The sequence below is a fragment of the Streptomyces lydicus genome (assembly GCF_000717345.1).
Taxonomy (GTDB): Bacteria; Actinomycetota; Actinomycetes; order Streptomycetales; family Streptomycetaceae; genus Streptomyces; species Streptomyces lydicus.
Genome location: NZ_JNZA01000012.1, coordinates 214980 through 241188, shown reverse-complemented (window position 1 = coordinate 241188; position 26209 = coordinate 214980). Strand labels below are relative to the sequence as shown.

Here is a 26209-nt window from a genome sequence, read left to right as displayed (position 1 = left end):
TCAGCTGGAAGCGACGGCTGTCAAGCTCGCAAACTCATCTCATTTTCTCCTTGGCCTGGCGGTGTCCGCTGGTGGACAGTCATGGCAGGGGAGTCAGGCAGCCGGCGCCGATGCCGGCTTGTTCGACCGTTCCTTGGGGGGGCATGGCCATGGCGTCAGCTGAATCAGTCCGGCCGGACGGCTTCGGAAGAGGAAGCGGGGACGCCGCACCGGTGTCGTTGCAGCGGGCGATGGTGGAGGTGCTGGCCGGCTCACCGCGTCTTGCCTCGCATTCGGGGCGCCGGGCCCTGGTCCGGATGCTGGCCCAGTTGCTGGACGATCCGCTGAGCGAGCCCGACGCGCAGGCCCGTTCCCTCGACCAGTTCTCCCAGCTGGTGGCGGAGTGCACCGCCCTGGCCGAGGGCGCCGACGCGCTGGCGGATGCCGTCGGGACGCTGACCGGCGATCTGCGGACCACGCGGGAGCTGCGGCTGCTGTGCGACCGCTGGTCGGCGCGGACGTGGCTCGCCGAGTCCGAACTGCTCGCGCTGGAAGGTCTGTTGAGCCAGGTGCCCTCCGACGACGTGCAGGTCATCGCGCAGGCGTCCCTGCAGCCGCTGGCCTCGCCGCTGCCGGTGCACTGCACCCATGCGTGGAGCATCCTGCTCCATCTGCTGCGGCGCAATGCGCTGCCCAACGGGCTGCCGCCGTTCATGGCGTTCCTGGAGTACCTGGCGGCCGCGGTCGACGACGGCATCGGGGAGCAGATCCGCAGTTGGACGTTCCGGCACGCGCAGGCGTCCGGGCTGCTGCCGTCGCTGCGGGATTGCCGGAAGCGGGCGACGTCGATCCAGTTGCCGGACGCCACCGACCGCCGGGTGATGTTCGTGCTGATGCCGGACGGCCTGTCGAGCGACTACTACGTCCTGCGCGTGTGGCACGACGAGGGCGGCGCCTACGACGGTCCCCCGTTGCGGGACGACGACACCCGGGTGCGGGAGACGGAGATCGCCCGGGCCGTCACCAGCCGGCTGCGGCATGCCCTGGTGGACGGTCAGCGTACGGACCTCACCGTCGAGTTCTGGCTGCCGCTGGCGCTGGTCAACGAGCCGGTGTGGGAGTGGTGCCGGCCGGCGGGGGAACAGGAGGCCGCGTGGGACTGCCGGGTGCTGGTGCGCAGTCTCGACCGGCTGCAGTCGCCCGATTCCCATTCGTCGTGGCGTGAACGCTGGATGCAGCTGATGCGCGAGGACGTGCCGGCGCCACCGTGCGCGGGTCGCCGCGAGGGCGCGGCCCGGCGGTCGGGCGAACCACTGGTCCTCAACTCGCCTCCCGATGTGGAGGACGGCCGCAGGGAGCTGATGGACGCCATCCACGCCGGGGCCCCGGCCATCCTGTGGCACCGCCAGAACTGCTCGCAGTCGTTCCACGAATCGGTGCAGAACCTCATTCACCGCGGCCCGCTGAAGGACCTGCCCAGCAGGATCGGGGAAATCCATCTGTCGCCCGGGCCGTTGGGCGACGAGGCGGAGCTGCTGCGCGAGGTCACCCTGATGTGGGACGACCCGGACCGTCAGCTGCCGGTCCTCAGGCCGCTCGTCGCCCCGGATGAGGTCGCCGCACCGTGAGCACCCTGGAGGCCGCGACCTGGCTCATCACCGCCGCCCCGGCCACACCGGTCACCCCGTCCCAGGTCCTCGGGCTGGAACACCTCGCCACCGAACGGACGGTGTTCGCGCCGGCGCCGGACGGCTGGCCCTCGCCTCTCCCGCTGCCCGCCGCCGAAGCCTCGGTAAGCGCCCTGCACGCGCTCGGCCAACTGCCGCCGGAACGGCGGGACTTCCGCAAGCCGACGGCGGACGCGTACGCCATACCGTCGGCGCCGGGCCCGGTCTGTCCGCCGGCCGCCGACTCCCCGGTACGCGAGCTGGTGCTGGTGGTCGACACCGGCCTGTCGATGTTCGCCTGGGCCCCGACCGTCAACGCGTTCGCGGCCTCGGCCTGCGAACTGCCGCTGTTCAACGATGTCCACCTCGTCGAGCTGCGCAGTCAGTCCTCGACCTCCCCCGCGGACCTCTTCGACCGCAGGAGGTTGGACGAGCTCGGGCTCGGCCGGCCCGCGTCGCCACACCGCCAGAAGACCGTCTTCGTCCTCACCGATGCCGTCGGCGCTGCCTGGAAACGCGGGCTGATCTGGCGTGATCTGCGCGCCTGGGCCCAGCACCACACGGTGGCGATGCTGCATGTGCTCCCTCACCACGACTGGGAGCTGTCCGGCGTCCACACCCGGCCCCATCAGCTGCGCGCGCTGGCCCCGGGGTGTCCCAACGGGGCCCTGGAGGTGGCGCCGCCGGGGACCGCGCCCTCGGCCGCGCGGAGCAGCCTCCCGGAGCGGGACGGGCACCGGCTGCTGATTCCGGTGCTGGAGATCCGCAAGCGGTGGCTGGACCAGTGGGTGCGGCTGATGACGTCCAGGCTGTGGGTGCACCAGCAGGCACTGGAGATCCCGCCGGCCTCGGCGGCGACGGGGCTGGTGCCGTCCCCCGGGGCCGCGCCGGACGCCGAGCTGACGCCGGAGCAGCGGATCGGCGAGTTCCGCACCGCGGCGTCCGACAACGCTTTCACCCTCGCCGTCCTGCTGGCCGCCGCGCCGCTCAACCGCCACATCATGCAGCTCATCGCCGCCGAACTCCTGCCCGCCGCGAGCCCCGGCGATCTGGCGGCCGTCCTCACCAGCGGATTGCTGATCACCGCGGAGAACGCGGCGGAGCACAGCGATCCGTACGACCAGGTGGTGTTCGACTTCACGCCCGGGGTGCGCCAGAAGCTCCTGTCGCTGGGGGAATCCGTGAAGACCCGGCGCGTCGTGGCGCTCCTGGACCAGTATCTGGGCCCGCACGTCCCGGCCGTCCGCGGTATCAGCCAGCGGGTCAAGAATCCCGCCGCGGCTCCGCTTCCCGAGATCACCCGGGAGGCGCCGCCCTACCTCCGCGTCGAGTGCGCCGTGCTGACGGCGCTCTCCGGGGCCTCCACACCGCACCGTGAGGCGGCGGAAGTGCTGCGCACGCGGATCGAGGCGTATGTGGCGTCGACGCGGTAGGCCGCGCTGAGCAGGTGAGACGGCCCCCGGGGTGGGGCGGCCCTGCCCGGGAAGTGGGGGACGCGCGGGTACGCTGTGACCTTGATTTCGCGTTTGCGTAGTTTGTCCGTACTGGTGCCGTGTGCGTCCACGCTTCCTCGCCGACCGTCCGCCCGGAGTGCTCCGTTGAGGTCTTGTCCCCGCTCCCTGCCCCACACCGGACCGACGGCGCCCCGCCGCTCCGCGGCCCGCCGCGCGGGTGCCCGTTCCCGCGCCCGTCTCGAGTGCGCCGTCCGCACGGGGGAATCCCGATGAGCAGCCCGGCGGCCCGCGGCAGGATGCTGGCCGACCTCATCGCCGCCAGCCATGTGATCACCTTGGAGCAGGTCGCCGACGTGGTCGCCAAACACGCGGCCCGGGTCGGCTGGCTGGACGTCTCGCTCTACCTGGCCGACGTCCAGCAGGACATCCTGTGCCTGCTCACGGGCACCTCGGGGCAGAACGGCAGCCGGGACGAGCGGCCGGACGTACTGCGGGTGGAGGGCACCCTCGCCGGGCGGTCGTTCCAGACCGGGGGCATCGTCGAGGGCGGCGCGTCCGATTCCGGGCAGTGGTGGGTGCCGTTGCTGAACGGGACCGAGCGGCTGGGGGTGCTGCGCGCGTCCGCCGCGCCCGGCCTGACCCTGGACGGCCACGCGGCGCAGGACCTGCGCAATCTGGCAGGACTGGTCGCGCTGATGGTGATCAGCAAGCGCACGGTGAGCGACACCTACGCCCGTCTGGTGCGACGCCGCAGAATGAACGTGGCCGCCGAGATGGAGTGGCGCGTCATGCCACCGCGGACCTTCGCCACCGACCGGGTGCTGATCAGCGCGGCGATGGAACCCGCCTACGAAGTCAGTGGCGATGTCTTCGACTACGCCATCGCCGACGAGACCGTCCACCTGTCGCTGTTCGACGCCATGGGCCACGACACGGCCGCCGGGCTGACCGCGAACCTCGCGGTCGCCGCCAGCCGGAACCACCGCCGGGAGGGCGCCGGGCTGGTGCAGATCGCCGAGGCGGTGGACCGGGTCCTGCTGGAGCAGTTCGACGCCCATCGCTTCACCACCGGTCTGCTCGCCGAGCTGGACGCGGCGACCGGACTGCTCACCTGGACCACGCTGGGACATCCGCCGCCGGTCGTCATCCGCAAGGGACGCACCGCCCTGAACCTGAGCGGCTCGCCCGCACCCCCGATGGGGACCGGTCTGGGGGTGGCCCCGACGCTCTGCCAGGACCAGCTCGAACCCGGGGACCGTCTGCTGCTGTACACCGACGGCATCACCGAGGCCCGCAATCGCGAGGGCCGCGAGTTCGGCCTGGAGGGCTTCACCCACTTCCTCATCCAGCACCACGCCGACGGGCTGCCGGTGCCCGAGACGCTGCGCCGCCTGATGCGGCATCACCTCGCCTACCACGGCGGGCAGCTCGGCGATGACGCCACCGTACTGCTGCTGGAATGGAGCGGTCCCACCCCGTACCGTCCGGCCCGCATGGAGGCGCTGGCCGGTCTGCCCGAGCACACCACCTCCCCCGAGGCGCTCCCCCGGCCATGGACGGAGCCGGGCCGGTAGGGCGGAGGGCCGGGGGCGGCCGGGCCGTTCGCGCCGGACGGTGGTGCGCATGACGCGTGGATGCGCCCGCGGCTCCGGCGAGGGACACGTATGATCACGCGTCAAAACGAACAACTGTCGCAGTCACCCCGTACCCGGAGCATTCTCCGCGGTACCCGACCAAGGTGGCTGCGCAGGGGGGAAGGAACACGCGATGAACACCACCCGTCTCCGGCAGCGCCTCGCCGGGACCGCGGCCGCGGCCGTCCTGATCGGCGCCGGGGCACTGGCCACGGCACCGTCCGCGGCCGCCAAGGCCAATCTCCTCACCATCAACAAGGTGTCCCTGCACGCGTCGGGCCTCCAGGCGAGCGTGAAGTACTCCTGCGACACCGGGATGCACCACCAGCTGGTGGCCAACGCCACCTCGGTCGAGTCCGACCACGAGGAGTCGATCGCCGCCGGCACCATCAAGAGCGCCAAGCTCACCTGTGACTACGCCGACCACACGGCGCTGGTGAAGCTCCGTACGGCCACCGGTTCGCACTTCGCCAAGGGCGACACGGTGAAGCTCACCGTCTTCTACTTCGACGACGAGGGCTTCAGCTACGCGCACCGGACGGCCGTCGTCGTTCTGTAGGGGCACAACCCCACCGCGCGGCCACGGACAGCAGCCGCCTGCCACCGGAAACGGCGGCGGGCGGCTGTCGCGTTGCACCCGGTCGCCCTGATCCCCGTACGGCGGCCCGGGGCCCTCGCGCGCGACGGGCCGCCCTCCCGCATGCGGTCTACCCGCACCACTGCGACCGGCGGCTTTTGCTGGTGTGTCCGGCGGCAGATGCCGGGTTTCGGCCGCGGCCCGTGATCAAGTGAGGCCCCGCCCCGACTGCGGTGGTCGCGCACGGGCCGCCCGACCGGCGGGACGAGAGGATTCCGGATGCGCGGTCGCGACGAGGGCACACCACGCCGTGCGGGTTGCCACGGCGGCGGCGACGCGCGCCCGGCCGGGCTCCCGCCGGCCGCCGTCGACGCGGATGTGCCGTCCGCCGTCGGCCGGGTGCTCGGTGTGCTGCTCGACGAGCAGGTCGGCCGGGCGGGCGGGATCGACGCGACCTTCGCGCGGGACGTGGCCGGCCGGGTGCGGAGCTTCACGCTGGAAGGCGGCAAACGCACCCGCTCGCAGTTCCTGTGGTGGGGCCTGCGGGCCTGCGGGGACGGCCCCGGCGCGGGGGCCGTCGGAACGGTGCTGCGGGTGGCCGCCGCGGTCGAACTGCTGCAGACCTGTGCGCTCGTGCACGACGACGCGATGGACCGGTCGCCCGTGCGCAGGGGCAGGCCGTCGGTGCACGTCGAGTTCGCCGAGCGGTTCACGGCGCCGGGCCGCGAGGCGCGGGCCGCCCGGTTCGGTGCGGCCGCCGCCGTGCTCACCGGCGATCTCGCCCTGGCCTGGGCCGACGACACACTCGCCGCCGCCGGGCTCGACGGCCGGTGCGGCGCCCGCGTGCGGGAGATCTGGCAGGCGATGCGGGGCGAGATGGTGGCCGGCCAGTACCTCGATCTGTACGGGCAGATCAGTGGCTCCCGCTCGGCGGCGCTGGCGACGCGGATCTCGTACCTCAAGAGCGCGCGGTACTCGGTCGAACGGCCGCTGGCTCTCGGTGCGGCCCTTGCCGACGCGGAGGAGGCGACCGCGCAAGCGCTGTGCGCGGCGGGCCGCTGCGCCGGTGTGGCCTTCCAGTTCCAGGACGATCTGCTGGGCGTCTTCGGGGACCCGGAACGGACCGGCAAACCGACCGGTGACGACATCCGCGAGGGCAAGCTCACCACTCTGCTCACGGTCGCCCGGGCCCGGGCCGCGCGGCGCCACGACCGGGCGGCGCTCGCGGTGCTGGACCGCTGCGTCGGCGACCGGGGGCTGGACGACGCGGGTCTGGAGCGGGTGCGTGCCGTGTTCGTGGCCACCGGAGCCCGCGACGAGGTGGCCGCGCGGATCCGGCGCCTGGTCACGCGCAGCTTCCGCCATCTGGACTCGGTCCCCCTGGACGCCTTCGCCGCCGCGCGGCTGCGGCGGCTGATCGCCGCGGTCGCCGGCGTCGGCGAGGACCCCGACGGGCCGGGCCCGGCCGACGGAGCCGACGGCGAAAGCGACTGCCCTTCCCTTGCTGCCTGCGCCCGAGGAGGCCGAGACCGTTGAAAGCCCTCGAAGGCCGCACCGACCACGTCGTGGTGGTCGGTGCCGGACTCTCCGGACTGTCCGCCGCGCTGCATCTGCTCGGCGCGGGCCGACGGGTGACGGTCGTCGAGCGTGCCGAGCGGCCCGGCGGCCGGGCCGGCCGGACCGACCGCCTCGGCTACCGCATCGACACCGGCCCGACCGTGCTGACCATGCCCGACCTGATCGACGAGGCGTTCGCCGCGGTCGGCGAGCGCCGCACGGACCGGCTGGAACTGCAGGCGCTGCACCCGGCGTACCGCGCCCGGTTCGCCGACGGCAGCGAGCTGGACGTGCACACCGACGCCGCGGCCATGGAGGCCGAGGTGGAACGGTTCGCGGGCCCCGCGGCCGCCCCCGCCTACCGCCGGCTCCGGCGCTGGCTCACGCAGGTGTACGCGGCGCAGCGCCGCCGCTTCATCGACACCAACTTCGACTCGCCGCTGCAGCTGCTGCACCCGGACCTGGTGCGGCTGGCCGCGCTCGGCGGGTTCGGCCGGCTCGACGCCCGCATCGCCCGCTTCCTGCCCGATGAGCGGCTGCGCAGGGTGTTCTCCTTCCAGGCGCTGTACGCCGGGGTGCCGCCCGCGCGGGCGCTCGCCGCGTACGCCGTCATCGCGTACATGGACACGGTCGCCGGGGTGTACTTCCCGCGCGGCGGCATGCACGCCCTGCCGCAGGCGATGGCCGACGCGGCCGCCGGCGCCGGCGCGGCATTCCGCTACGGCCACGCCGTCACCCGGCTGGAGCGCAGCGGCGGACGGATCACGGCGGTGGTCACCGAGCACGAGCGGCTCGCGTGTGACGCGGTGGTGCTCACGCCCGATCTGCCGGTGGTCTACGGCCTGCTCGGCCGGCGGCCCCGCCGCCCGCTCCGGCTGCGCCACGCGCCGTCCGCGGTGATCCTGCACGCGGGCGGCGAGCGGACCTGGCCGGGTACGGCACACCACACGCTGTCCTTCGGCGCGGCGTGGGAGCGGACCTTCGACGAACTCACCCGTACCGGGCGGCTGATGAGCGACCCCTCGCTGCTGCTCACCCGTCCCACCATGTCCGACCCCGGCCTCGCCCCGCCGGGCCGGCATCTGCACTATGTGCTGGCGCCCTGCCCCAACACCGAGACCGGGCCCGGCGCCGAGGCGTGGCGCGCGCTCGGCCCCCGGTACCGCGACGACCTGCTCGGGGTGCTGGAGCGGCGGGGCTTCACCGGCATCGCCGCGGCCGACGACGAGTTGGGCCTGATCACCCCGGCCGACTGGACGGACCGGGGCCTGGCCGCCGGGACGCCGTTCTCCGCGGCGCACACCTTCGCGCAGACGGGCCCGTTCCGCCCGCGGAACCTGGTGCGGGGCACCGAGAACGCCGTGCTGGCGGGGTGCGGCACCACTCCCGGGGTGGGCATCCCTACGGTGTTGCTGTCCGGCAAGCTCGCCGCGGCCCGGGTGACCGGGCTCCGCTCCCCACGTTCCGGCGCGGGCGCGCCCCGCCCGGCGGAGGAAGCGGTCCCGGCATGACCGCCCGTGAACTCGACGCGGCGGGCATCACCGATCCCCGGCTGCGGGCCGCGTACGCCCACTGCCGCCGGCTCAACGCCCGGCACGGCAAGACGTACTTCCTCGCCACCCGGCTGCTGCCCGCCGACCGGCGGCCGGCCGTGCACGCCCTCTACGGCTTCGCCCGCTGGGCCGACGACCTCGTCGACGACCTCGGTACCGACGCCGGCCCCGCGGAGCGGGCGTGGGCGCTCGACTCCCTCCAGCGGTGTCTCGACGAGGGCCTGCGCGGCGGCGCGAGCCCGGAACCGGTGGTGCGGGCGGTGGCGCACACCGCGTCCGTCCACGGCATCGACCACGGGCACTTCGCCGACTTCATGGCGTCCATGCGGATGGACCTGGTGGTGACGGACTATCCGACGTACGCGGACCTGCAGCGCTACATGCACGGTTCGGCGGCGGTGATCGGACTGCAGATACTGCCCGTGCTGGGCACCCGCGTCCCGCAGGAGGAGGCCGCGCCGCACGCCGCCGCGCTCGGCGTCGCCTTCCAGCTGACCAACTTCCTGCGCGACGTCGGCGAGGACCTCGACCGGGGCCGGGTCTATCTGCCGGCCGATCTGCTGGCGGCGCACGGCGTCGACCGCGAACTGCTGCGCTGGAGCCGGGACACCGGTCGCCGGGACCCCCGTATCCCCGCGGCCCTGGCGGAGGCCGCCGCCCTCACCCGCGGCGTCTACCGGGCCGCCGAACCGGGACTGGCGATGCTCGAACCGGTGTCGCGCCCGTGCATGCGCACCGCGTTCGTGCTCTACGGCGCCATCCTCGACGCGGTGCGCGACCAGGGGTACGCCGTGCTGCACCGTCGCGCGGTGGTCTCCCGCAGGCGCCGTGCGGCCACCGCGCTGGGCGGGCTGGCCCGCGCCGTCGCGGCCCGCCGGACCGCCCGTCCCCCCGTCGCGGCACACGGCCGGACGCTCTGCCCGGCGCGGAAGGAGAGCCCATGACCCCGGAGGCCCGACGCCGCTCCCGCCTCCCGCTGCGGCTGCGCCGCCGGCCCGTACCGTGGGAGCGGCAGCGCCCCACCTGGCGCGAGGCCCGGCCCGCGGTCATCGACGGCGCGCTGAAGCGGGCGCTCGCCCGCCCCGCCGGCAACTGGTTCGTCCTCGGCGCGGCGCGCGGCATCGGGGCGCGGAGCGCGTTCGGCCGGACGGTGGCCGGCGTCGAGGTGGTCGCCTGGCGCGCCGCTGACGGGCGGCTGGTGGCGGGGCCCGGGGCCTGCCCGCATCTGGGTGCGCCGCTGGCCCGGGGCGCCGTGCACTGCGGCACGCTCCGCTGCCGCTGGCACGGACTCGCCCTGGACGGCGCTCCGTTCGCCGGGTGGGAGCCGTTTCCGGCGTACGACGACGGGGTGCTGGCCTGGGTGCGGCTCGACGGCGTCGGTGGCGAAACTCCGCTGCCGCGGCCGGTGGTGCCGTCGCGGCCCGCGCTGTCGGACGCGGTCACCGCCGTGCACACGGCCGTCGGGGGGTGCGAGCCGGAGGACGTGGTGGCCAACCGGCTCGATCCCTGGCACGGTGCGTGGTTCCACCCGTACTCGTTCGTCGACCTGCGGGTGGTCGGGGCGCCGCCCGAGTCCGGTGCGGAGGGGCCCGACGCGTTCGTCGTCGACGTCTCCTTCAAGGTCGCCGGGCGGGCCGTGGTGCCGGTGACAGCGCACTTCACCGCGCCCGGGCCGCGCACGGTGGTGATGCGCATCGCGGACGGCGAAGGGCGGGGCTCGGTGGTCGAGACCCATGCCACTCCGCTGGGCCCGGACGACCGCGGGAGGCCGCGCACCGCGGTGATCGAGGCGGTCGTGGCCACCTCCGATCGCCGCGGGTTCGCGCTCGCCCGGGCGGCGGCGCCGCTGCTGCGTCCGCTGGTGCGCGCGGCGTCGGGGCGGCTGTGGCGGGACGATCTGGCGTACGCCGAGCGGCGCCGGCAGCTGCGCAGCAGTGGTCGTCAGCCGGGCTGACGGACGCGCGGTTCGCCGGGCGGCTGGCGGCCGCGCACCGGGTCAGCTGTCGGCGAGCCGGGCGGCCCAGCGCAGTGCCGCCACCCGCCCCCGGTCGGGCACCGTCCACAGCGTCTGGCCGCGGACGCCCCACCGGGCCAGCAGCACGTTGGCGGCCAGGAAGCCGGTCGTCGCGGCACGTTCCATCAGCGCGACGGGCAACGGCGTACGCACCACGTCGCCGGCGACCACCACCCGCGGGTCGGGGGTGCGCACGGTGGGCCGGTCGGCGTAGCCGCCCACCGTGAACAGCGGGCAGTCCGCCCGCCACTCGTGGTGCTGGTCGACGATCGGCACGTCGCGGGTCTCCGGGTAGACGGCGTGCAACTGGGCCGTCAGGCGGCGCTGTTCGAGGGCGCGGTCGGCGCCGGGGGCGACGGCGTAGGCGTGCAGTTCGAGGACCGAGCCGCCGGTGCGGGCGGACCAGCGGGCGGCCTCGCCCTCCCAGCGTTCCAGCACGCTGACGTTGTCCAGCGAGCCGAAGCCGCTGGTGCCGAGGAAGCCGGGCCGGTCGGCGGACACCCGTCGCGCCAGCCAGAGCCGGGACACCAGGAAGGGCGGCGCGGTCCGCAGCCGGTCGATGCGGGCCCGCCAGGCGGCGTCCCCCAGGGCGTCGGACGCGGCGACGAGCCGGCGCAGACCGCCGGGGTCCAGCGCGAGCACCACCGCGTCGTGGCGCCGGTCCTCGCGGTCCGTGGTGACGCGCACGCCGCCGTTCGCGGCCGGCTCGACGCGGGCCACCGGGGTGCCCGTCCGCAGCCGGACGCCATGGCCCTCCAGGTAGGCGGCGAGGGGGTTCCACAGCGCCTCGGGAAACGGCTCGCCGGGCACGTCGAACAGCAGCCCTTCGCTGGAGCCGAGGAAATAGATGTGGAACATCAACACCATTTCGGCGGCGGACAGTTCGCGCGGGTCGGCGAAGAAGCTCCGGGAGAAGACCTCGAACGCCAGGTGCCGCGCGGCCCGGGGGAAGCGGATGCGGGAGAGCAGGTCCCAGGCGCTGACCCGGTCCAGCCGCCGGTAGATACCGGGCACCCGTACGTCGAGCAGCGGCAGGGCGGCGCGGGGCCGCATCTCCACCAGGTCCCGCCAGGTGAAGGTGGGGCTTTGCGCCATGAAGCCCAGGGCGCTCCAGGGCGGGGTGCGCGGCACCCGGGCGAAGCTGTCGCGGGTGCCCGAGCGGTGCTGAAGGGGGTAGTCCGGGAGCCGGTGCAGTCGCCGGAGTCCCGGGTCGGTCCGGCGCAGCAGCCCCCGCAGGTTGTAGTACTGGGGGAAGAAGGCGTGGAACCCGCGGCTCATAGTCGCCGTCGAGCCGTCGGCGAGCCGCACCGGCCAGCCCGCGAGCCGGCCGCCGAGGGCTGCTTCCCGCTCGTACAGGGTCACCCGTACGCCCCGCTCGGCCAGGGCGGTGGCCGCGCTGAGCCCGGCGATGCCGCCGCCGACGACCGCGACGCACGGCCGGTCGTGGCCGGTGATCCGGGCGCGTCCCGGGGCGGCCGGGACCAGCCGGGCCCGGCGGTCGCGGCCGCGCGGGGCGTTCCGGGCGGGCTGTTCCTGACGGGGTGTCATGGTGTCTCCTGGCGGACGTCCGGTGCGGCGGCGAGGACGGTGTGGGTGATGCCGGTCTGCCACCCGGGCAGCGGCAGTGCCCGCACCTGGCGAAAGCCGGTGCGCCGCAGGCGGGCGGTGAATTCGGGGACGGTGTCGAAGGCGAGGACGCTGCGCCACAGGTGCCGGTAGAGGCCGCCGTCGCCCGCGAGGCGCCCGGCCGGCAGCACGATGCCCCGGCAGACCGCGGTCCATACGGCGCGGTGCGCGGCGCTGCCGGACAGCGTGTACTCGTGGACGGCCAGCCGCCCGCCCGGTTCCAGTGCCGTGCGGACCGCCGCGAGGACCGCGTCCGGGTCGGTGACGTTGCGGAAGAGGTAGGCGGCGAAGACGGCGTCGAAGCCGCCGTCGACCCCGGCGCCGGCCAGCTCCTCGGCGGGTGCGTGCACGAAGGAGACGCCGGGCGGCCAGGGTTTGGCCGCCGCGCGTTCCAGCATCCCCGCCGACGCGTCGACGGCGACGATCTCGGCGTGCGGTGCGGTCGCGAGCAGCGCCGCCGTCGACGCCCCGGTGCCGCACCCCAGGTCCAGCAGCCGCAGTCCGCGGCCCCCGCCGGGCAGCCGCAGCCGGCGGGCGGAGCGCCGGAGGTCGGCGCGGTAGCCGGGGTTGACCGCGGTCAGCAGGTCGTAGCGGCGTGCGGCGTGGTCGAAGGCGGCGGACAGCTCACCGTCGTGCAGCAGTGTCATGGAGTCCCTTCTCGGGGGGCCGCGGCGCGCGTCCGGTCACCACGGGTCGGACCTGCGCGGCAGCAGGGGGAGTTCGGCGACGGTTCGGAGCATGGGCAGCACGGGGGTGCGCAGGCCGATGGTGAGGTCCTCCCACAGCCCGGTCCGGCCGTCGAGGAAGCGCAGCAGCCGCTCGGTGGGCACCGCGCCGAACAGCGTGCTGAAGAACGCGGCGCCGTCCACCCGGCCGCTGTCCAGCGCCCGCAGCAGCACGGCGTCCAGCGCCCGGACCCACCGGGTGTGCGGGGGCGGCGGCACCGGTGAGCCGTGCCGCCGCAGTCCGGCGGCGATCGCGGCGGTCTGGCGCTGCACACTGGCGAAGGTGTAGCCGGTCGACGGGCGGGTGGCGCCGCCCGCGGTACCGATGCGGAACACCGAGCGCCCCACGCGGCGGGGAAAGCGGCCGTCGGTCATCGGGATGGCGCCCTGCTCGACGGCCGTGATGTGGAAGTCGCCCAATTTCCTCACGTGCGTGGTGTAGTGGCGCAGCGCCCGCTCGTAGGCGGCGGTCTCCAGGGGGCGGCGGGAGAACTCGGTGTACTCCACCAGGGCCGCGCGGGGATCGAGCGGCAGGACGTATCCGAAGGCCAGGCCGTGCGCCGGCTGCGGGACCCGGAAGTCCATCAGGTCCGCGACCGCGGGGTCGAACACCGGTCGCCGGGTGCGGACGAACCAGCCCCTGAAGTGCTGCCGGAGGGTGGTGCGCGCGGGCGGGAGCCGGGGGCCGGGGCGGGAGTCGAAGGCCCAGCGGGCCCGGAGTGTGACCGGCCGCCCCGCCGCGTCGTGCGCCCGTACCTCGGCGCCGTCGGGAACGTCGCGTACCGAGTCCACCGTCGCCTCGATCCGTACGACGGAGGGGTGGGCGGACAGCCGGGCGCCGACGACGGACGCGAAGGCGTCCGACCGCAGCATCTTGTAGCGGAGCGGTGCGGGCCGTCCCAGCGTCTCCTCGCCGGCCGGTCCGTAGACCCGCAGGTCGTCCCACGCGGCGGTCAGCGCGTCGTCGAACTCGCCGCCGGGAGGCTCCCAGTAGCACCAGGTGCGCTCCGGCGGGGTGTGCGGGCCGCGCGGGGCGTCGACGAGCACGATGCCGAGCCGGTGTGCCCCGGCGGCCGGCGCGCACAGCCGGTAGGCGAGGGACAGCCCGGCCGCCCCTGCGCCGACGATGACCGCATCCGCGTCCCGCACACCCGCCCCTTCCGCGCCGTTTAATCCCAGTTGATGCCCGTTGACGCCTGTTGATCCTTCCGTAGCCGGGGGCCGGGAGGGCGGCTGCGACGCGCGGGAATCCTGCCGGCGCGGACGCTCCGGGCCCGGGACGGTGCCCGGCGTGCCGTCGGCCGGGCCGGCGGTTTGCGGCACCGTCCGCAGAGCAGGAGACCGGGCGATGACACGGGCCGAGAGGGGAGAGCATGGCAGGCGACCGGGCGGCGGGAGCGGGCGAGCGTTATCTGCCGATCGCCGACCACGGGCTGATCGGGGACCTGCGGACGGCCGCCCTGGTGGGGACCGACGGACGGATCAACTGGTTCTGCGCCCCGCGCTTCGACTCGCCCAGCGTCTTCGGCGCGCTGCTCGACGCCGAGGACGGCGGCTACTGGCACCTCAGTCCGGTGAGTGCCGTCGCCAGGCGGCAGCAGTACTACTTCCCCGACACCAACATCCTGATCACGCGGATGCTGACCGAGAGCGGCATCGTCGAGATCCAGGACTTCATGCCGGTACTGGCGGAGGGCGACCGGAATCATCGGCAGCGGCTGGTCCGCCGGGTGGTGAGCGTACGGGGCAGCACCCGCCTGCGGACCGTCGTCGCGCCGCGGATGAACTACGGCCGGGACGCCCACCGGGTCGAGCACCAGCCGCACGGGGTGCGCTTCACGGGCGAGGCGATGACGCTGTCGCTCCAGGCCGGCACGACGCTGCAGATCAGCGGCCGGGACGCGGTCGGGACGTTCGACCTCGCCGAGGGCCGGTCGGTGCTGTTCGTACTGGAATCCGCGGAGACGGTCGGCGGGGAGCCCGCGGTGGACCTGCTGGACGCGCCGGCGGCGGAGGAACTGTTCCGGTCCACCGCTCAGTTCTGGCGGCAGTGGCTGAGCCAGTCCACCTATAAGGGGCGCTGGCGCGAGATGGTGCACCGGTCCGCGCTGACCCTCAAACTGCTCACCCATGAGCCCAGCGGGGCGATCGTGGCGGCACCGACGCTGGGCCTTCCCGAGCAGCTCGGCGGCGAACGCAACTGGGACTACCGCTATGTCTGGATACGCGACGCCGCCTTCTCGCTGCACGCCTTGCTCCGTCTCGGCTTCACTCAGGAGGCCGGGGCCTTCATTGGCTGGCTGACCCGGTGTCTGCGCGGAGCCCGGGACGGGGCGGGCGGACCGCTGCGGGTGCTGTACTCCATCGACGGCGATGCCGACCTTCCGGAACACGTGCTGGACCACTGGGAGGGCTATCAGGGCTCGTATCCGGTGCGGGTGGGGAACGGCGCGGCCGAACAGCTCCAGCTGGACATCTACGGGGAACTCATCGATTCGGTCTATCTCTTCGACAAATACGGGCCGGGCATATCGCACGACAGCTGGACGGATCTGTGCGCGATCCTGGAATGGCTGCTGGAGCACTGGGACGGGCCCGACGCGGGTATCTGGGAGACCCGCGCGGGAGCGCAATGCCACACCTATTCACGGCTGATGTGCTGGGTAGCCGTCGAGCGCATGATCCGGATGGCGCGGCGGCGCGGACTGCCGGGGGACCTCGTGCGCTGGATGTCCGTACGCGACCGGATCTACCACCAGATCATGGAACAGGGCTGGAACGAACAGGACCGGACGTTCACCCAACGCCTCAGCGACGAGCCGGGACAGCCACCGGAAAGCATTCTGGACGCCTCGGTCCTCATGATGCCGATGGTGAAATTCCTCTCCCCCGAAGACCCGCGCTTCCGTGCCACCGTAAAGGCCATAGGGGAAAACCTCGTCACGGACAGCCTCGTCCACCGCTATGACCCCAAGCAGTCGCCGGACGGCTTGGACGGCACCGAGGGAACGTTCTCCCTGTGTTCTTTCTGGTGGGTGGAGGCGCTGGCCCGAACCGGCCGCGCGGAGGAAGCGCGGCTGGCCCTGGAGAAGATGTTCACGTACGCCAACCACCTCGGTCTGTACGCGGAGCAGATAGGCATGACGGGCGAGCACCTGGGGAATTTCCCACAGGCGCTCACCCATCTCGCCCTCATCAGCGCCGCCACGAACCTGGACGCCCTCATGGGGTGAGCCGGCGCTCCCCCGCAAGGCCCCCACCAGGAATGACGGCCGGAATACCGGGCAGGCGGACCGGTGACGAACCGTACGGGACCGAAAGGAAAGCGAACCATGGCTGAGTTCCTCACCGACATCGAAACCATTCGGAAGCGGGCGCGCCAGGAGATCGACAAGGGCCCGATCACGGATGCATACGGTGCGGATCTGGAGCGCGTTCTGCAGGTGCTCAATGAGGCGCTGGCCACGGAAATCGTGTGCACCCTGCGATACAAGCGCCATTACTACACGGCGTCCGGCCTCTATTCCGAGCCGGTCGCCGCGGAGTTCCTGGAACACGCCGCGGAGGAGCAGCAGCACGCCGACAAGCTGGCGCAGCGCATCGTCCAGCTCGGCGGAGAACCCGACTTCGATCCGGACACCCTGACGAAGCGTTCACACGCGCAGTACGACGCCAGCGCCGATCTGATCGACATGATCAAGGAGGACCTGGTGGCGGAGCGGATCGCCATCGCCTCCTACACCGAGATCGCGAAGTGGCTGGGCGACGGCGACCCGACCACCCGTCGCGTCTTCGAGGACCTCCTCGCGCAGGAGGAGGAGCACGCGGACGACATGCGGGGACTGCTGGAGCGGCTCCCGCACGACACGAAGAGCTAGGGACACCGATGAACGGCCCGGGAGGCGGGGCCGGCCTGTGGGGGGCCGGCCCCGCCTCCCGGGCCGTGTACGGCGCGCGGTCCGCGGTCCCGATGCGCGGTGAGCGGGCCGGTCAGCGTTCGGTGAGCATGCCGGCGCGGAGCTTGGAGAGGGTGCGGCTGAGCAGGCGGGAGACGTGCATCTGGGAGACGCCGAGTTCCGCGCCGATCTGCGACTGCGTCATCTCCTGCCCGTAGCGCAGCTCGATCAGCTGGCGTTCCCGCTCGTCGAGCTTGCGCAGCAGGGGCGCCAGGGTGTGCAGGTCCTCGACCGTTTCCATGCCCGGGTCGTCCTCGCCCAGCACGTCGGCGAGGGCGCGGCCCTGGTCGGAGGGGTCGGGGTCGGTGGGGGTGTCGAGCGAGCCGGCGGTGTAGCCGTTGGCCGCGACGATGCCCTCGATGACCTCGTCCTCCGACAGGTTCAGATGGGCGGCGAGTTCACGGACGGTGGGGTCACGGTCGAGCTGGATGTGCAGCTGTTCCTTGGCCTTCGCCAGCTCGCCGACATGTTCATCTCGATGAGGGTGTTGCGCGCGTACTGGTACTCATGGGTGCCCTCTTCGAGGTCCCGCAGCCGGTCGAAGAACTGCTTGGACAGCTCACGCGCATCGGCCGGCGCCACCGCGCTGGGGCACCGTACTTCTGGCAGCTCTGTCGGTGCTGCGACCTGCGGTGCGGTCACGGTGTCGGTCACGACGGTGGTCATCACGCCTCCCTGCCCGCCCGACCCACGCGGGCGCGACAGCGCGCGCTTACCCAGTACCGGCACAGTCATGCCGGCATGTTGATCAAAAATTTCGCGTGCGCCCGCGGCGGGTCAGCGCAGTTGGAGGACCACGGTGATGGCCTTGCCCTGGCTGGTGGGTGCGATGTCGATGGAGGTGGCGAGCTGACACACCATCGGCCAGCCGTAGCCACCGATGTCGCCGGGGCTGTTGCGTGACGTGTTGGCCGGGTGGCGCGGGCTCGGGTCCTCGACCCGGATCTCCAGTCGGTTCCCCGTGATGCGCGTGGCGAAAGCGGTCACACCGCCGGCGTGACGCCGGGCATTGGTGACCAATTCCGAGGTGATCAGCAGCGCATCGATCAGCATCACCTCGTCGAGAGGCTCGGGATGAGCATGCAGGAGGTCATGGACGCGATTCCGCGCCTCGGCCGCCGTGGCAGGTATCTCCGGCGCCTGTGTCACCGTTTCCCACCTCCCCCCTACGGGTTCGTTCGTTGGCTTCAACCTTTCGACTACCCGGCATCTCCGGGAGTTTGCACGGCGATTCCCGCTTCGCTCTCCTCGCCCCACAGCTCCCCTCCGCCCCGCAGCCGCGGCCCTGCGTGATTCCGGCCAGCCGCCCGCTCCCCGCGGTCCGCCGACAGGGGTGCGGAACGAGACGCCGGGGATGGCTTGATACCACGAAACGCCCCGTCCGGGGCCGCGGGCGGCGTGCCGGGCGCGGCCTTTCCGTATCCCGCCGGCCCCGCGGCCCTTATCGGTGCGCGGTCGCCCCCGCCTACTGACGTCCGGGTAGTGGCCGGAAGTTCCGGGCCTTCGGCCGAACCGACGTCACCGGAAACAGCCATGGCACAAACGGTCCGAATGCCCCCTTGTCCGGGAAAGCCTTTTACGGGAATGCAAGACATTGAACCCGCAACGTCCCGTTCCGTCCCGGGCGTCCGGAATACACCTTCCTGCGGTCCCTTGCCCCCCGTAGATTCCTTCGCGAGGCACATGCCTCGGGTACGTGCACACTCAACCTTTCGCGTGGCTTTCAGAAGCCACAAAGTCAGGAGGAGAAGTGGCAAGTCGCAAGGTCATCGCTGCTGTGGTATCCGCATCGACGCTGCTGAGCGTGGGGCTGCTGACCGCCGGCAACGCCCAGGCAGCGACGCCCTCAACGTTCCGGCCGGACGTGCGCTACACGTTCCAGAATGTCGGAAGCGACCGGAACCTCGACGCCTACGGTAATGACACCGTCAAGGCGTGGTCGGCCGACGCGTCGGGAACGCAGGACTTCTATCTGAGAGTCGGCCGATTCCAGGGTTACCAGCTGGAGAGCGCGCACCACGCAGGCCGGTGCGTCACCGCCAAGGGCATCGGCCAGGCGGTGACGCTGGAGAACTGCAACACCGCGATACAGGCCCAGTACTGGGATTACGCGAACCGGGACGAGGGCTCGACATTCATCAGCCGTAAGTTCTCCCGCGGCTGCATCGCCGACGAAGGCGAGTTCAACACGGTGGCGCTCAAGCCGTGCACCGGATCCGACGAGCAGCGGTGGATCCCGCTGATCGGCTGAGGACGATCTGAGGGGGTGGCGGGCCCTGCGAGCCCCGGCCGGGCCCGCCACCCCCGACCGGCCGGTCCCGAGGAGTGGCCGGCGCGCGAAGTCCGGCGCGGGGGCGACGAGATGGCCGGGTGCCGATCGTGTGAAGAGCACACGATCAATGTGTCTACGATGCAGCCATGCTGGCCTATGTCCCCGCGATTCTCTTCTTCGCCCTCTTCGGCCTCGGCGTGCTGCGCGACCGCCGCAGGTTCGGCAACGCCATCCATCTGGGGCTCGCCGTCACCTTCGCGTTGCTCGCGCTGATCGGCAAACTCGGCCGGTCGCACGCCCTGTTGGGGGAGATCGCGGCCGTCGCGCTCCTGGCGCTGCCGACGGTGGGAACCGTCGTCCTCGCCTGCTTCCTGATCTCCAACGGCGTGAAAATGGTACGCAAGGAGGGCAGGCGCCCCGCCAATCTGCTGTCGCTGCTGGCCGGGCTCGGCATCTTCTCGGTCCTCGGGCTGCTGATCGCGGCGGTGGTCCTGCGGTCGCGCACCCTGCTCGTGATCGGGGGGACCGCCGTCGGGCTGGTCGGCTACGTCTCGTTCCTCTTCCTGTGCTTCGTGGGGTACGCCTTCCTCTACGGACGGCTGCCGGTCCGCCGCGACGCCGACTACGTGGTCGTCCTCGGCTCCGGGCTGATCGGCGGGACCAAGGTGCCGCCGCTGCTGGCCAGCCGGCTGGAGCGGGGCCGCGCGGTGTACGAGCGGATGGCCGCCCGGGGCTCCGCGCCCCTGCTGCTGACCTCCGGCGGGCAGGGGCCCGACGAGCAGCTCCCGGAGTCCCATGCAATGGCGGACTACCTCATCGAGCGCGGGTTCCCCGCGGACCGGATCGTGCGGGAGGACCGCTCCCGGACCACCGAGGAGAACCTCCGCTTCAGCCGGGCGATCATGGAGGCGGCGAAGCCGGACTACCGGTGCGTGGTGGTCACGAACAACTACCACGCCTTCCGGGCCGCCCTGATGGCCCGGAAGACCGAGGTCCGGGGTCACGTCGTGGGCTCCCCCACCGCCGCGTACTTCTGGCCCAGCGCGACGATCCGTGAATTCGCCGCGGTGTTCCTGGCCCACAAGGTGGTCAACCTCGGTGTCTGCCTGCTGCTGGTGCTGGGCGGTTTCGTCATCTGGTGGAACCGCTGAGCGGGGCGGTCATCAGGGGCGCGTGCGGTGGCACGCGCCCCTCTGCGCGCCCTACCCCCGGGATTCCTTGAGTTCGATCTCGACGAACGCCAGCCACCTGTCGCCGGCGTTGACCACTTCGTGCTCGGCCCCGGCCGGGCGCGCGTACGACTCGCCCGCCCGCAGCTCCGACTCGGACACCTCTCCCCCGGGTGTGCGGACGCTGATCCGACCGTCGGTCACCGGCACCACGACGTAGTCGTACGCGTGCACATGGCGGCCGGTGCCGGTCCCCGGCTCGAAGTCCCAGCGGGTGACCCGCACCCGCTCGTCCTCGTGCTGCACGGTCGCCCGGGCCTTCGTCGTCATCGTCTGCTCCTTGCCGTCCGGTCGCCGGTGCGCACGACCTCGTGGGGCGGGCCGCAGGCCCGTCTTCCTTCCGCCGGCCATCATCGCCGCCGGTGGCCGAAGCTGGAGCATGGCTTAGTCGCGCTGTAAACAATGGAACACAAGAACACTCAAAATAGGTAAACCACAGCAGTCGGTTGCCACGTGCTCTAGCGTTCACCCCCAACACGGAGGCGGTTGTGCGCCGGGGGTCCCGACCGCGCCGGAAGTGAGGGGACGACCAAGTGGGGGGCCATGGGGTTGTTCGAAGCTGCCGCATCACGGGGGATCTCATCACCCTCCGCGACGGCAGAACTCGATCGTCGTACGTCGCGACCGCACAGGGAAGGCAGGCACAGAACCGCCGAACGGCGACTCTTACACGGGGTACTGCTCGCGGATCTGCTCGGCATACTCGCGCCGGTAGCCGCCGTCTGTGCCGCGGTGGGACAGCCGCAGCCGTTGCTCGTCGCGGCCCTGGCAGCCGCTTCCTGGCTTGTCGTGAGCGCGGCAAAGAATCGTTACAGCAGGGATGAACTCGGCGCCAGCGGCGCCGTGATGCCGGTCGTACGGGACTGGCTGACCATGCTCGGCGTGCTGGCCGTCATCTGCGTCGTGGCACGGATCGAGGTCGCCACCGCGGTCTGTGTGCTCGCGCTGGTGCCGTGCCTGGCGCTGACCGTGCTCCGTCGCAAGCTCGTGCACCGCTATGTGCTGGCCGTGCGGCGCCGCGCACAGGCGCTGCGCCGGGTGCTGATCGTCGGGGAGGCCGGCGCCGTCGACGTGGTGCTGGCGGAGCTGGCGCACCGCACCGACCACGAGTACGTCGTCGTGGGCAGCTGCCTCATAGGGGACGAGGCCATCGACGCGGCGGTTCCCGTTCCCGCGCGGCTCGCCTCCGACGGCGACGCCCTCGAAGGGGAACTCGACGGGGAGACCGTCCTGCGGTGTGCGGCCGAGCTCGATGCCGATCTGGTCTTCGTGGCGCCCGGCCGCCAGATGTCCGCCGCGCGGGTGCGCCGGCTGGCCTGGGCCGTGCACGACGAGGGGCGGGATCTGGCCATACTTCCGGGGCTGCTCGACGTCTCCCGGCACCGCGTCCGCCTCGCCAAGGCGGCGGGCCTGACGGTGCTGCACATCGCCCCGGCGGCCCGGCGGGGGCTTCCGGTGCTGCTGAAGGAGGCCACCGACCGGGTGGGGGCGCTGCTCCTGCTGGTGCTGCTCGCCCCGGTCTTCGTGCTGGTGGCGGCCGCGATCAGGCTCACCTCCGCCGGTCCGGTGTTCTACTGGCAGACCCGGGTCGGCCGGGACCTGATGCCGTTCCGGATGTGGAAGTTCCGCACCATGGTCGTCACCGCCGACCGGATGCGGGCCGAGCTGGATGCGGCGAACGAGCACGACGGGGCGATGTTCAAGATCCGGCAGGACCCTCGGGTGACCCGGGCGGGCCGGGTGCTGCGCCGCTTCTCCCTCGACGAACTGCCCCAGCTGTTCAACGTGCTGGCCGGGCACATGTCGCTGGTCGGGCCGCGGCCACCGCTGCCCGAGGAGGTCGAGCGGTACGACGGCACGGAGCTGCGCAGGCTGACCGTCAAGCCGGGGCTGACCGGGTTGTGGCAGGTCAGCGGGCGGTCCGATCTCTCGTGGGACGAGACCGTCGCGCTGGATCTGAGCTATGTGGACAACTGGTCCTACGCCCGCGACATCGATGTGCTGGTCCGTACCCTGCGCGCGGTGGTGGACGGGCGCGGTGCGTACTGAGCGGGGCGGGCCCCGGCGAGCGGGCGGCGGCGCCTCGACGAGGGGCGGCCGCCCGCACACCGCGAGCCCGGCGGCGTCAGGCCGGTGCGGGCTGCGACCGCCACGCCCGGTAGGTCTGCGCGATGCCCTCGGCCAGCGGGATGGTCGGCTCCCAGCCCAGGGCGCGCATGGCGGTGATGTCGAGGAGCTTGCGCGGGGTGCCGTCGGGGCGGGACGGGTCGAAGGAGATCCGGCCCTCGTAGCCCACGGCGGCGGCCACGCAGGAGGCGAGCTCGGCGATGGTCAGGTCCTCGCCGCAGCCCACGTTGACCGGGTCGTCGCCGTCGTGGCGGCGCAGCAGCACCTCGCAGGCCGCGGCCAGGTCGTCGACGTGCAGGAACTCGCGGCGTGGGGTGCCGGTGCCCCAGAGGGTGAGGTCGGTCAGGCCGTTCTCCTTCGCCTCGTGGAAGCGGCGGATCAGTGCCGGCAGGACGTGCGAGGTCTCCAGGTCGAAGTTGTCGCCGGGACCGTAGAGGTTGGTCGGCATGGCGGAGACGAACGAGGAGCCGTACTGCCGGCGGTAGGAGCGGATCTGGACCAGGCCGGCGATCTTGGCTATCGCGTATGCCTCGTTGGTGGGCTCCAGCGGCCCGCTGAGCAGGGCGTCCTCCGTGATGGGCTGGGGGGCGTGCCGGGGGTAGATGCAACTCGACCCGAGGAACAGCAGCCGTCGCACGCCCGCCTGGCGCGCGCCGGCGATGACGCTGAGCTGGATGCTCAGGTTGTCCTCCAGGAACTGCACCGGGCTGGTGCTGTTGGCCATGATCCCGCCGACCTTGGCGGCCGCCAGGACGACCGCGTCCGGGTGGGTCTTGCGCAGGTAGGCGGCGGTGGCGGCGGCGTCCCGCAGGTCGAGTTCGGCGCGGGTGCGGGTCAGCACGTCGTAGCCCCGGGCGGACAGCCGCCGGGCTACGGCGGAGCCGACCAGGCCGCGGTGGCCGGCGACGAAGACGCGGGCGGGTGGGGGCAGCAAGTCATTCATGTGCCGGATTGTGGCAGTGAACCCGATACACCCACCGGCTATTTCCGGAAATATCTGCCGCTCTTCGCTCTCGACCCTCGATCACCGAGCGGGTAGCGTCCACGCCCCGCGCCCCGTCTGTCCACGGCACGTGGGGAATTGACCATTCGATCCGAAACACCATCACTTCTCATGGGGGAAGCCATGCCCAAAACCGCCGTGATCACCGGTATCACCGGCCAGGACGGTTCGTATCTGGCAGAGTTGCTGTTGAGCAAGGGCTATGAAGTGCACGGGCTGATGAGACGCTCGTCGAGCTTCAACACCGAGCGCATAGACCACATCTACCAGGACCCGCACACCCCCGACCGGCGGCTGCTGCTGCACCACGTCGACCTGTCGGACGGGGTGGCGCTGGTGAATCTGCTGCGCGACGTGCAGCCCGACGAGGTCTACAACCTCGGCGCCCAGTCCCATGTCCGGGTCTCCTTCGACGCGCCGCTCTACACCGGCGACGTGACCGGTCTGGGCGCGGTGCGGCTGCTGGAGGCCATCCGCGCCAGCGGCATCCGGACCCGGCTCTACCAGGCGTCGTCGTCGGAGATGTTCGGCGCCACCCCGCCGCCGCAGAACGAGGGGACGCCGTTCCACCCGCGCAGCCCGTACGGCTGCGCCAAGGTCATGGCGTACTGGTCGACGGTCAACTACCGCGAGGCGTACGGGCTGTTCGGCGTGAATGGCATCCTCTTCAACCACGAGAGCCCGCGGCGCGGCGAGACCTTCGTGACCCGCAAGATCACCCGCGCGGTGGCCCGCATACAGGCGGGCCTGCAGGACCACCTCTACCTCGGCAACCTCGACGCCGTCCGGGACTGGGGGTACGCCCCGGAGTACGTGGAGGCCATGTGGCTGATGCTCCAGCAGGACGAGCCGGACGACTACGTGGTGGCGACCGGGGTGGCCGCCACCGTACGGGACTTCCTGCAGGCCGCGTTCGAGACCGTCGGGCTGGACTGGGAGCGCAGTGTGCGCTTCGACCCGAAGTACGAACGGCCCAGTGAGGTGGACGCGCTGATCGGCGATCCGTCCAAGGCCAGGAGCCTGCTGGACTGGTCGGCGAAGGTGCAGTTCGACGAACTGGCGCGGATCATGGTCGAGTCGGACGTACGGCAGCTGGAGGACGAGCTCTCCGGCCACCGGGTGCGGGTGGACCGATGAGTCGTTCCGCTGTTCCCCCGGTCCCTTCCGCTCCGTCCGCCGTCACGGCCCGGCGGCTGCGCGGCTTCACCGGCGCCGGCTACGACAAGGGCCGCGGGCTGCTGACCCAGGTCGCCTGGTTCGCCGTCCTGAACGTGGTGTTCGTGAAGTGGTGGTGCCCGCCGCGGCTGCGACCGGCGCTGCTGCGCGCCTTCGGCGCCCGGGTCGGTGACCGGGTGCTCATCCGGCACCGGGTCCGGGTGCAGTGGCCGTGGAAGCTGACGATCGGCGACGACGTCTGGGTCGGCGAGGACGCCTGGCTGATCACTCTGGAGCCGATCAGCATCGCCAGTGACGTCTGCGTGTCGCAGGGCGCGGTGCTGTGCACCGGAAGCCACCAACGCCGCTCGCCCACCTTCGAGTTCGACAACGGGCCGATCCGGCTGGAGCCGGGAGCCTGGGTGGCCGCCCGCGCCATGGTGCTGCGCGGGGTGACCGTCGGCGCGGGCGCGGTGGTCGGCGCGGGGGCGGTCGCCCACCGGGACGTCCCCGCGGGGACCGTGCACACCACCGGAGGCACGCGGTGAGGATCACCCATGTCGTCACCCTGGTCAGCGACGACGGGGCGTACGGCGGTCCGGTGAGCGTGGCGACCGGGCAGCTGGGCGAGCTGGCCGCGCGGGGCCACGACGTCGAACTGGTCTCGCTGTGGCGGGGGCGGCGCGCCGCCCCGCGCGCCGTGGACGGGGTGCCGCTGCGCTCCCGGCGCGCCCGCACGTTCGTCCCGGGGCAAGGGTTCCTCGGCCTGTTCCATCCCGGGCTGCCGTGGCTGCTGTGGCGCCGGACGGGCCGGGCCGACGTCCTTCAGCTGCACGCCGGGCGGGATCTGGTTTCGCTGGCCGCACTCGCGATCGCGGTGCTGCGCCGGCGGCCGTTCCTGGTGCAGACGCACGGCATGGTCCAGCCCCGCCGCGGCGCCGTCGCCCGGGTCTTCGACCGGGTCTACGTCCCGCTGCTGCGCCGGGCGGCCGCCGCGTTGGTGCTGACCGACGAGGAGGAGGTCGGGCTGCGTCGGGTCCTGGGACCGCGCGGGCCGCGGCTGGTGCGGCTCAACAACGGGGTGCGCGCCCGGACGGCCGAGGCGGAGCGCGAGGCGGCCGATGTGCTCTTCCTCGCCCGGCTGCAGGCCCGTAAACGGCCCGAGGCGTTCGTGCGGATGGCGGCGCTGGTGCACCGCAAGCGGCCCGATGCGACGTTCACCGTGCACGGTTCGGACGAGGGGCGGCTCGCCGAGGTGCGGCGGCTGATCGCCGAGGAGGGGCTCGGCGAGGTGGTGACGTACGGCGGCGCCCTGGAGCACGACGCGGCGGTGCGCCGGACCGCGCGGGCCACCGTGTACGTCCTGCCCAGCGTCGACGAGCCGTTCCCGATGAGCGTGCTGGAGTCGCTGGCGGTGGGCACACCGGTGGTCTGCACGGACAGCTGCGGTATCGCCGGCACGCTCCGGCGCCGGGAGGCCGCCGTGGTGACCGACGGCTCCCCCGAGCAGCTGGCCGATGCGGTGCTGCGGCTCCTGGAGGACGACGCGTTGCGCGAGCGGGTGGCGCGGGCGGGCCGGGCGGCCGTCGACGCGGAGTTCTCGCTCACGGCCGTGGCCGACCGGCTGGAGGAGTACTACCGGTCCGTCACGGGAGCCTGGTGAGGAGGGCGGCGGGGGCCC

22 protein-coding genes and 1 pseudogene are annotated in these 26209 nt (G+C 72.6%); 16 read left to right on the top strand and 7 right to left on the bottom strand.

Annotated elements, in window-relative coordinates; all coding sequences use genetic code 11:
* The first annotated feature begins 212 nt into the window (after positions 1-212).
* The 8 genes from OO62_RS13615 (at position 213) to OO62_RS13580 (ending at position 10375) form a co-directional block, all read left to right on the top strand.
* On the top strand, positions 213-1607 hold the full coding sequence (locus tag OO62_RS13615; protein ID WP_099870403.1) for a VMAP-C domain-containing protein: 1395 nt from the start codon (positions 213-215) through the stop codon (positions 1605-1607).
* A complete protein-coding gene (locus tag OO62_RS13610; RefSeq protein ID WP_033267593.1) occupies positions 1604-3079 on the top strand; it encodes an SAV_2336 N-terminal domain-related protein in 1476 nt (491 codons plus the stop codon). Before OO62_RS13615 ends, OO62_RS13610 begins: the two co-directional genes overlap by 4 nt.
* A gap of 290 nt (positions 3080-3369) precedes the next feature.
* Complete coding sequence (locus OO62_RS13605) at positions 3370-4674, top strand: PP2C family protein-serine/threonine phosphatase (RefSeq protein WP_051733120.1); 1305 nt, start codon at positions 3370-3372, stop codon at positions 4672-4674.
* A gap of 193 nt (positions 4675-4867) precedes the next feature.
* The gene (locus tag OO62_RS13600; protein WP_033267592.1) at positions 4868-5293 is read left to right on the top strand and encodes a hypothetical protein; all 426 of its coding nucleotides are present in this window, start codon (positions 4868-4870) and stop codon (positions 5291-5293) included.
* Between the two features lie 297 nt (positions 5294-5590).
* Positions 5591-6847: a polyprenyl synthetase family protein gene (locus OO62_RS13595; protein WP_051733119.1), complete on the top strand. Its 1257-nt coding sequence runs from the start codon at positions 5591-5593 to the stop codon at positions 6845-6847.
* Entirely contained in the window at positions 6844-8379 is a 1536-nt protein-coding gene (crtI, locus tag OO62_RS13590) for a phytoene desaturase family protein (RefSeq protein WP_033267591.1), read from the top strand. The genes OO62_RS13595 and crtI overlap by 4 nt, the downstream gene beginning before the upstream one ends.
* Positions 8376-9365 carry a phytoene/squalene synthase family protein gene (locus tag OO62_RS13585; RefSeq protein WP_033267590.1) on the top strand — a complete coding sequence of 330 codons (990 nt, stop codon included), beginning with the start codon at positions 8376-8378 and terminating at the stop codon, positions 9363-9365. The genes crtI and OO62_RS13585 overlap by 4 nt, the downstream gene beginning before the upstream one ends.
* The gene (locus tag OO62_RS13580) at positions 9362-10375 is read left to right on the top strand and encodes a Rieske (2Fe-2S) protein (RefSeq protein ID WP_033267589.1); all 1014 of its coding nucleotides are present in this window, start codon (positions 9362-9364) and stop codon (positions 10373-10375) included. Before OO62_RS13585 ends, OO62_RS13580 begins: the two co-directional genes overlap by 4 nt.
* A gap of 42 nt (positions 10376-10417) precedes the next feature.
* On the opposite strand, the gene OO62_RS13575 is transcribed toward OO62_RS13580, so the two are convergent.
* Genes OO62_RS13575 through OO62_RS13565 form a run of 3 tightly spaced genes read right to left on the bottom strand, consistent with a single transcriptional unit; the run spans position 10418 to position 13935 of the window.
* Positions 10418-11983, bottom strand: coding sequence for an FAD-dependent oxidoreductase (locus tag OO62_RS13575; RefSeq protein ID WP_033267588.1), 1566 nt, complete (start codon positions 11981-11983; stop codon positions 10418-10420).
* Positions 11980-12708 (bottom strand): class I SAM-dependent methyltransferase, encoded by a 729-nt coding sequence (locus OO62_RS13570; protein ID WP_033267587.1) that lies wholly within the window; start codon positions 12706-12708, stop codon positions 11980-11982. Before OO62_RS13570 ends, OO62_RS13575 begins: the two co-directional genes overlap by 4 nt.
* A 36-nt stretch (positions 12709-12744) precedes the next feature.
* Positions 12745-13935 (bottom strand): lycopene cyclase family protein, encoded by a 1191-nt coding sequence (locus tag OO62_RS13565; protein ID WP_033267586.1) that lies wholly within the window; start codon positions 13933-13935, stop codon positions 12745-12747.
* Between the two features lie 224 nt (positions 13936-14159).
* Between OO62_RS13565 and OO62_RS13560 the strand changes: the two genes are divergently transcribed.
* Complete coding sequence (locus OO62_RS13560; RefSeq protein ID WP_033267585.1) at positions 14160-16019, top strand: glycoside hydrolase family 15 protein; 1860 nt, start codon at positions 14160-14162, stop codon at positions 16017-16019.
* Positions 16020-16118: 99 nt separating this feature from the next.
* On the top strand, positions 16119-16664 hold the full coding sequence (locus tag OO62_RS13555) for a ferritin-like domain-containing protein (protein ID WP_033267584.1): 546 nt from the start codon (positions 16119-16121) through the stop codon (positions 16662-16664).
* 112 nt (positions 16665-16776) lie between these two features.
* Here the strand turns inward: OO62_RS13555 and OO62_RS36450 are convergent.
* Both OO62_RS36450 and OO62_RS13545 read right to left on the bottom strand, forming a co-directional pair.
* Positions 16777-17408, bottom strand: a pseudogene (locus tag OO62_RS36450) (sigma-70 family RNA polymerase sigma factor).
* 111 nt (positions 17409-17519) lie between these two features.
* Positions 17520-17891, bottom strand: coding sequence for an ATP-binding protein (locus OO62_RS13545; RefSeq protein WP_063739007.1), 372 nt, complete (start codon positions 17889-17891; stop codon positions 17520-17522).
* 601 nt (positions 17892-18492) lie between these two features.
* Between OO62_RS13545 and OO62_RS13540 the strand changes: the two genes are divergently transcribed.
* A complete protein-coding gene (locus OO62_RS13540) occupies positions 18493-18993 on the top strand; it encodes an RICIN domain-containing protein (RefSeq protein ID WP_157850140.1) in 501 nt (166 codons plus the stop codon).
* A gap of 167 nt (positions 18994-19160) precedes the next feature.
* Positions 19161-20165, top strand: a complete 1005-nt coding sequence (locus OO62_RS13535) for a YdcF family protein (protein WP_033267582.1) — start codon at positions 19161-19163, stop codon at positions 20163-20165.
* Positions 20166-20216: 51 nt separating this feature from the next.
* Here the strand turns inward: OO62_RS13535 and OO62_RS13530 are convergent, their stop codons facing one another.
* Entirely contained in the window at positions 20217-20513 is a 297-nt protein-coding gene (locus tag OO62_RS13530) for a cupin domain-containing protein (RefSeq protein ID WP_033267581.1), read from the bottom strand.
* Between the two features lie 273 nt (positions 20514-20786).
* Between OO62_RS13530 and OO62_RS13525 the strand changes: the two genes are divergently transcribed.
* On the top strand, positions 20787-22292 hold the full coding sequence (locus tag OO62_RS13525) for a sugar transferase (RefSeq protein ID WP_078617154.1): 1506 nt from the start codon (positions 20787-20789) through the stop codon (positions 22290-22292).
* A 76-nt stretch (positions 22293-22368) separates the two neighbouring features.
* Here the strand turns inward: OO62_RS13525 and OO62_RS13520 are convergent, their stop codons facing one another.
* Positions 22369-23313, bottom strand: a complete 945-nt coding sequence (locus OO62_RS13520) for a GDP-L-fucose synthase family protein (protein ID WP_033267580.1) — start codon at positions 23311-23313, stop codon at positions 22369-22371.
* A gap of 183 nt (positions 23314-23496) precedes the next feature.
* On the opposite strand from OO62_RS13520, the gene gmd reads away from it, so the two are divergent.
* From gmd to OO62_RS13505, 3 genes are read left to right on the top strand one after another with little or no spacing between them, the layout of a single operon-like run.
* Entirely contained in the window at positions 23497-24510 is a 1014-nt protein-coding gene (gene gmd / locus OO62_RS13515; RefSeq protein WP_033267579.1) for a GDP-mannose 4,6-dehydratase, read from the top strand.
* Positions 24507-25076, top strand: coding sequence for an LbetaH domain-containing protein (locus OO62_RS13510; RefSeq protein WP_033267578.1), 570 nt, complete (start codon positions 24507-24509; stop codon positions 25074-25076). The genes gmd and OO62_RS13510 overlap by 4 nt, the downstream gene beginning before the upstream one ends.
* On the top strand, positions 25073-26191 hold the full coding sequence (locus tag OO62_RS13505; protein ID WP_033267577.1) for a glycosyltransferase: 1119 nt from the start codon (positions 25073-25075) through the stop codon (positions 26189-26191). The genes OO62_RS13510 and OO62_RS13505 overlap by 4 nt, the downstream gene beginning before the upstream one ends.
* The last annotated feature ends 18 nt before the right edge of the window (positions 26192-26209 follow it).

What these genes read in the sequence shown, in the direction of transcription:
- OO62_RS13605 (WP_051733120.1), top strand. Translation starts at nt 3,370, where the DNA reads ATGAGCAGCCCGGCGGCCCGCGGCAGGATGCTGGCCGACCTCATCGCC.
- OO62_RS13600 (WP_033267592.1), top strand. Translation starts at nt 4,868, where the DNA reads ATGAACACCACCCGTCTCCGGCAGCGCCTCGCCGGGACCGCGGCCGCG.
- OO62_RS13595 (WP_051733119.1), top strand. Translation starts at nt 5,591, where the DNA reads ATGCGCGGTCGCGACGAGGGCACACCACGCCGTGCGGGTTGCCACGGC.
- OO62_RS13585 (WP_033267590.1), top strand. Translation starts at nt 8,376, where the DNA reads ATGACCGCCCGTGAACTCGACGCGGCGGGCATCACCGATCCCCGGCTG.
- OO62_RS13580 (WP_033267589.1), top strand. Translation starts at nt 9,362, where the DNA reads ATGACCCCGGAGGCCCGACGCCGCTCCCGCCTCCCGCTGCGGCTGCGC.
- OO62_RS13575 (WP_033267588.1), bottom strand. Translation starts at nt 11,983, where the DNA reads ATGACACCCCGTCAGGAACAGCCCGCCCGGAACGCCCCGCGCGGCCGC.
- OO62_RS13570 (WP_033267587.1), bottom strand. Translation starts at nt 12,708, where the DNA reads ATGACACTGCTGCACGACGGTGAGCTGTCCGCCGCCTTCGACCACGCC.
- OO62_RS13560 (WP_033267585.1), top strand. Translation starts at nt 14,160, where the DNA reads ATGGCAGGCGACCGGGCGGCGGGAGCGGGCGAGCGTTATCTGCCGATC.
- OO62_RS13555 (WP_033267584.1), top strand. Translation starts at nt 16,119, where the DNA reads ATGGCTGAGTTCCTCACCGACATCGAAACCATTCGGAAGCGGGCGCGC.
- OO62_RS13535 (WP_033267582.1), top strand. Translation starts at nt 19,161, where the DNA reads ATGCTGGCCTATGTCCCCGCGATTCTCTTCTTCGCCCTCTTCGGCCTC.
- OO62_RS13530 (WP_033267581.1), bottom strand. Translation starts at nt 20,513, where the DNA reads ATGACGACGAAGGCCCGGGCGACCGTGCAGCACGAGGACGAGCGGGTG.
- OO62_RS13525 (WP_078617154.1), top strand. Translation starts at nt 20,787, where the DNA reads ATGGGGTTGTTCGAAGCTGCCGCATCACGGGGGATCTCATCACCCTCC.
- OO62_RS13520 (WP_033267580.1), bottom strand. Translation starts at nt 23,313, where the DNA reads ATGAATGACTTGCTGCCCCCACCCGCCCGCGTCTTCGTCGCCGGCCAC.
- gmd (WP_033267579.1), top strand. Translation starts at nt 23,497, where the DNA reads ATGCCCAAAACCGCCGTGATCACCGGTATCACCGGCCAGGACGGTTCG.
- OO62_RS13510 (WP_033267578.1), top strand. Translation starts at nt 24,507, where the DNA reads ATGAGTCGTTCCGCTGTTCCCCCGGTCCCTTCCGCTCCGTCCGCCGTC.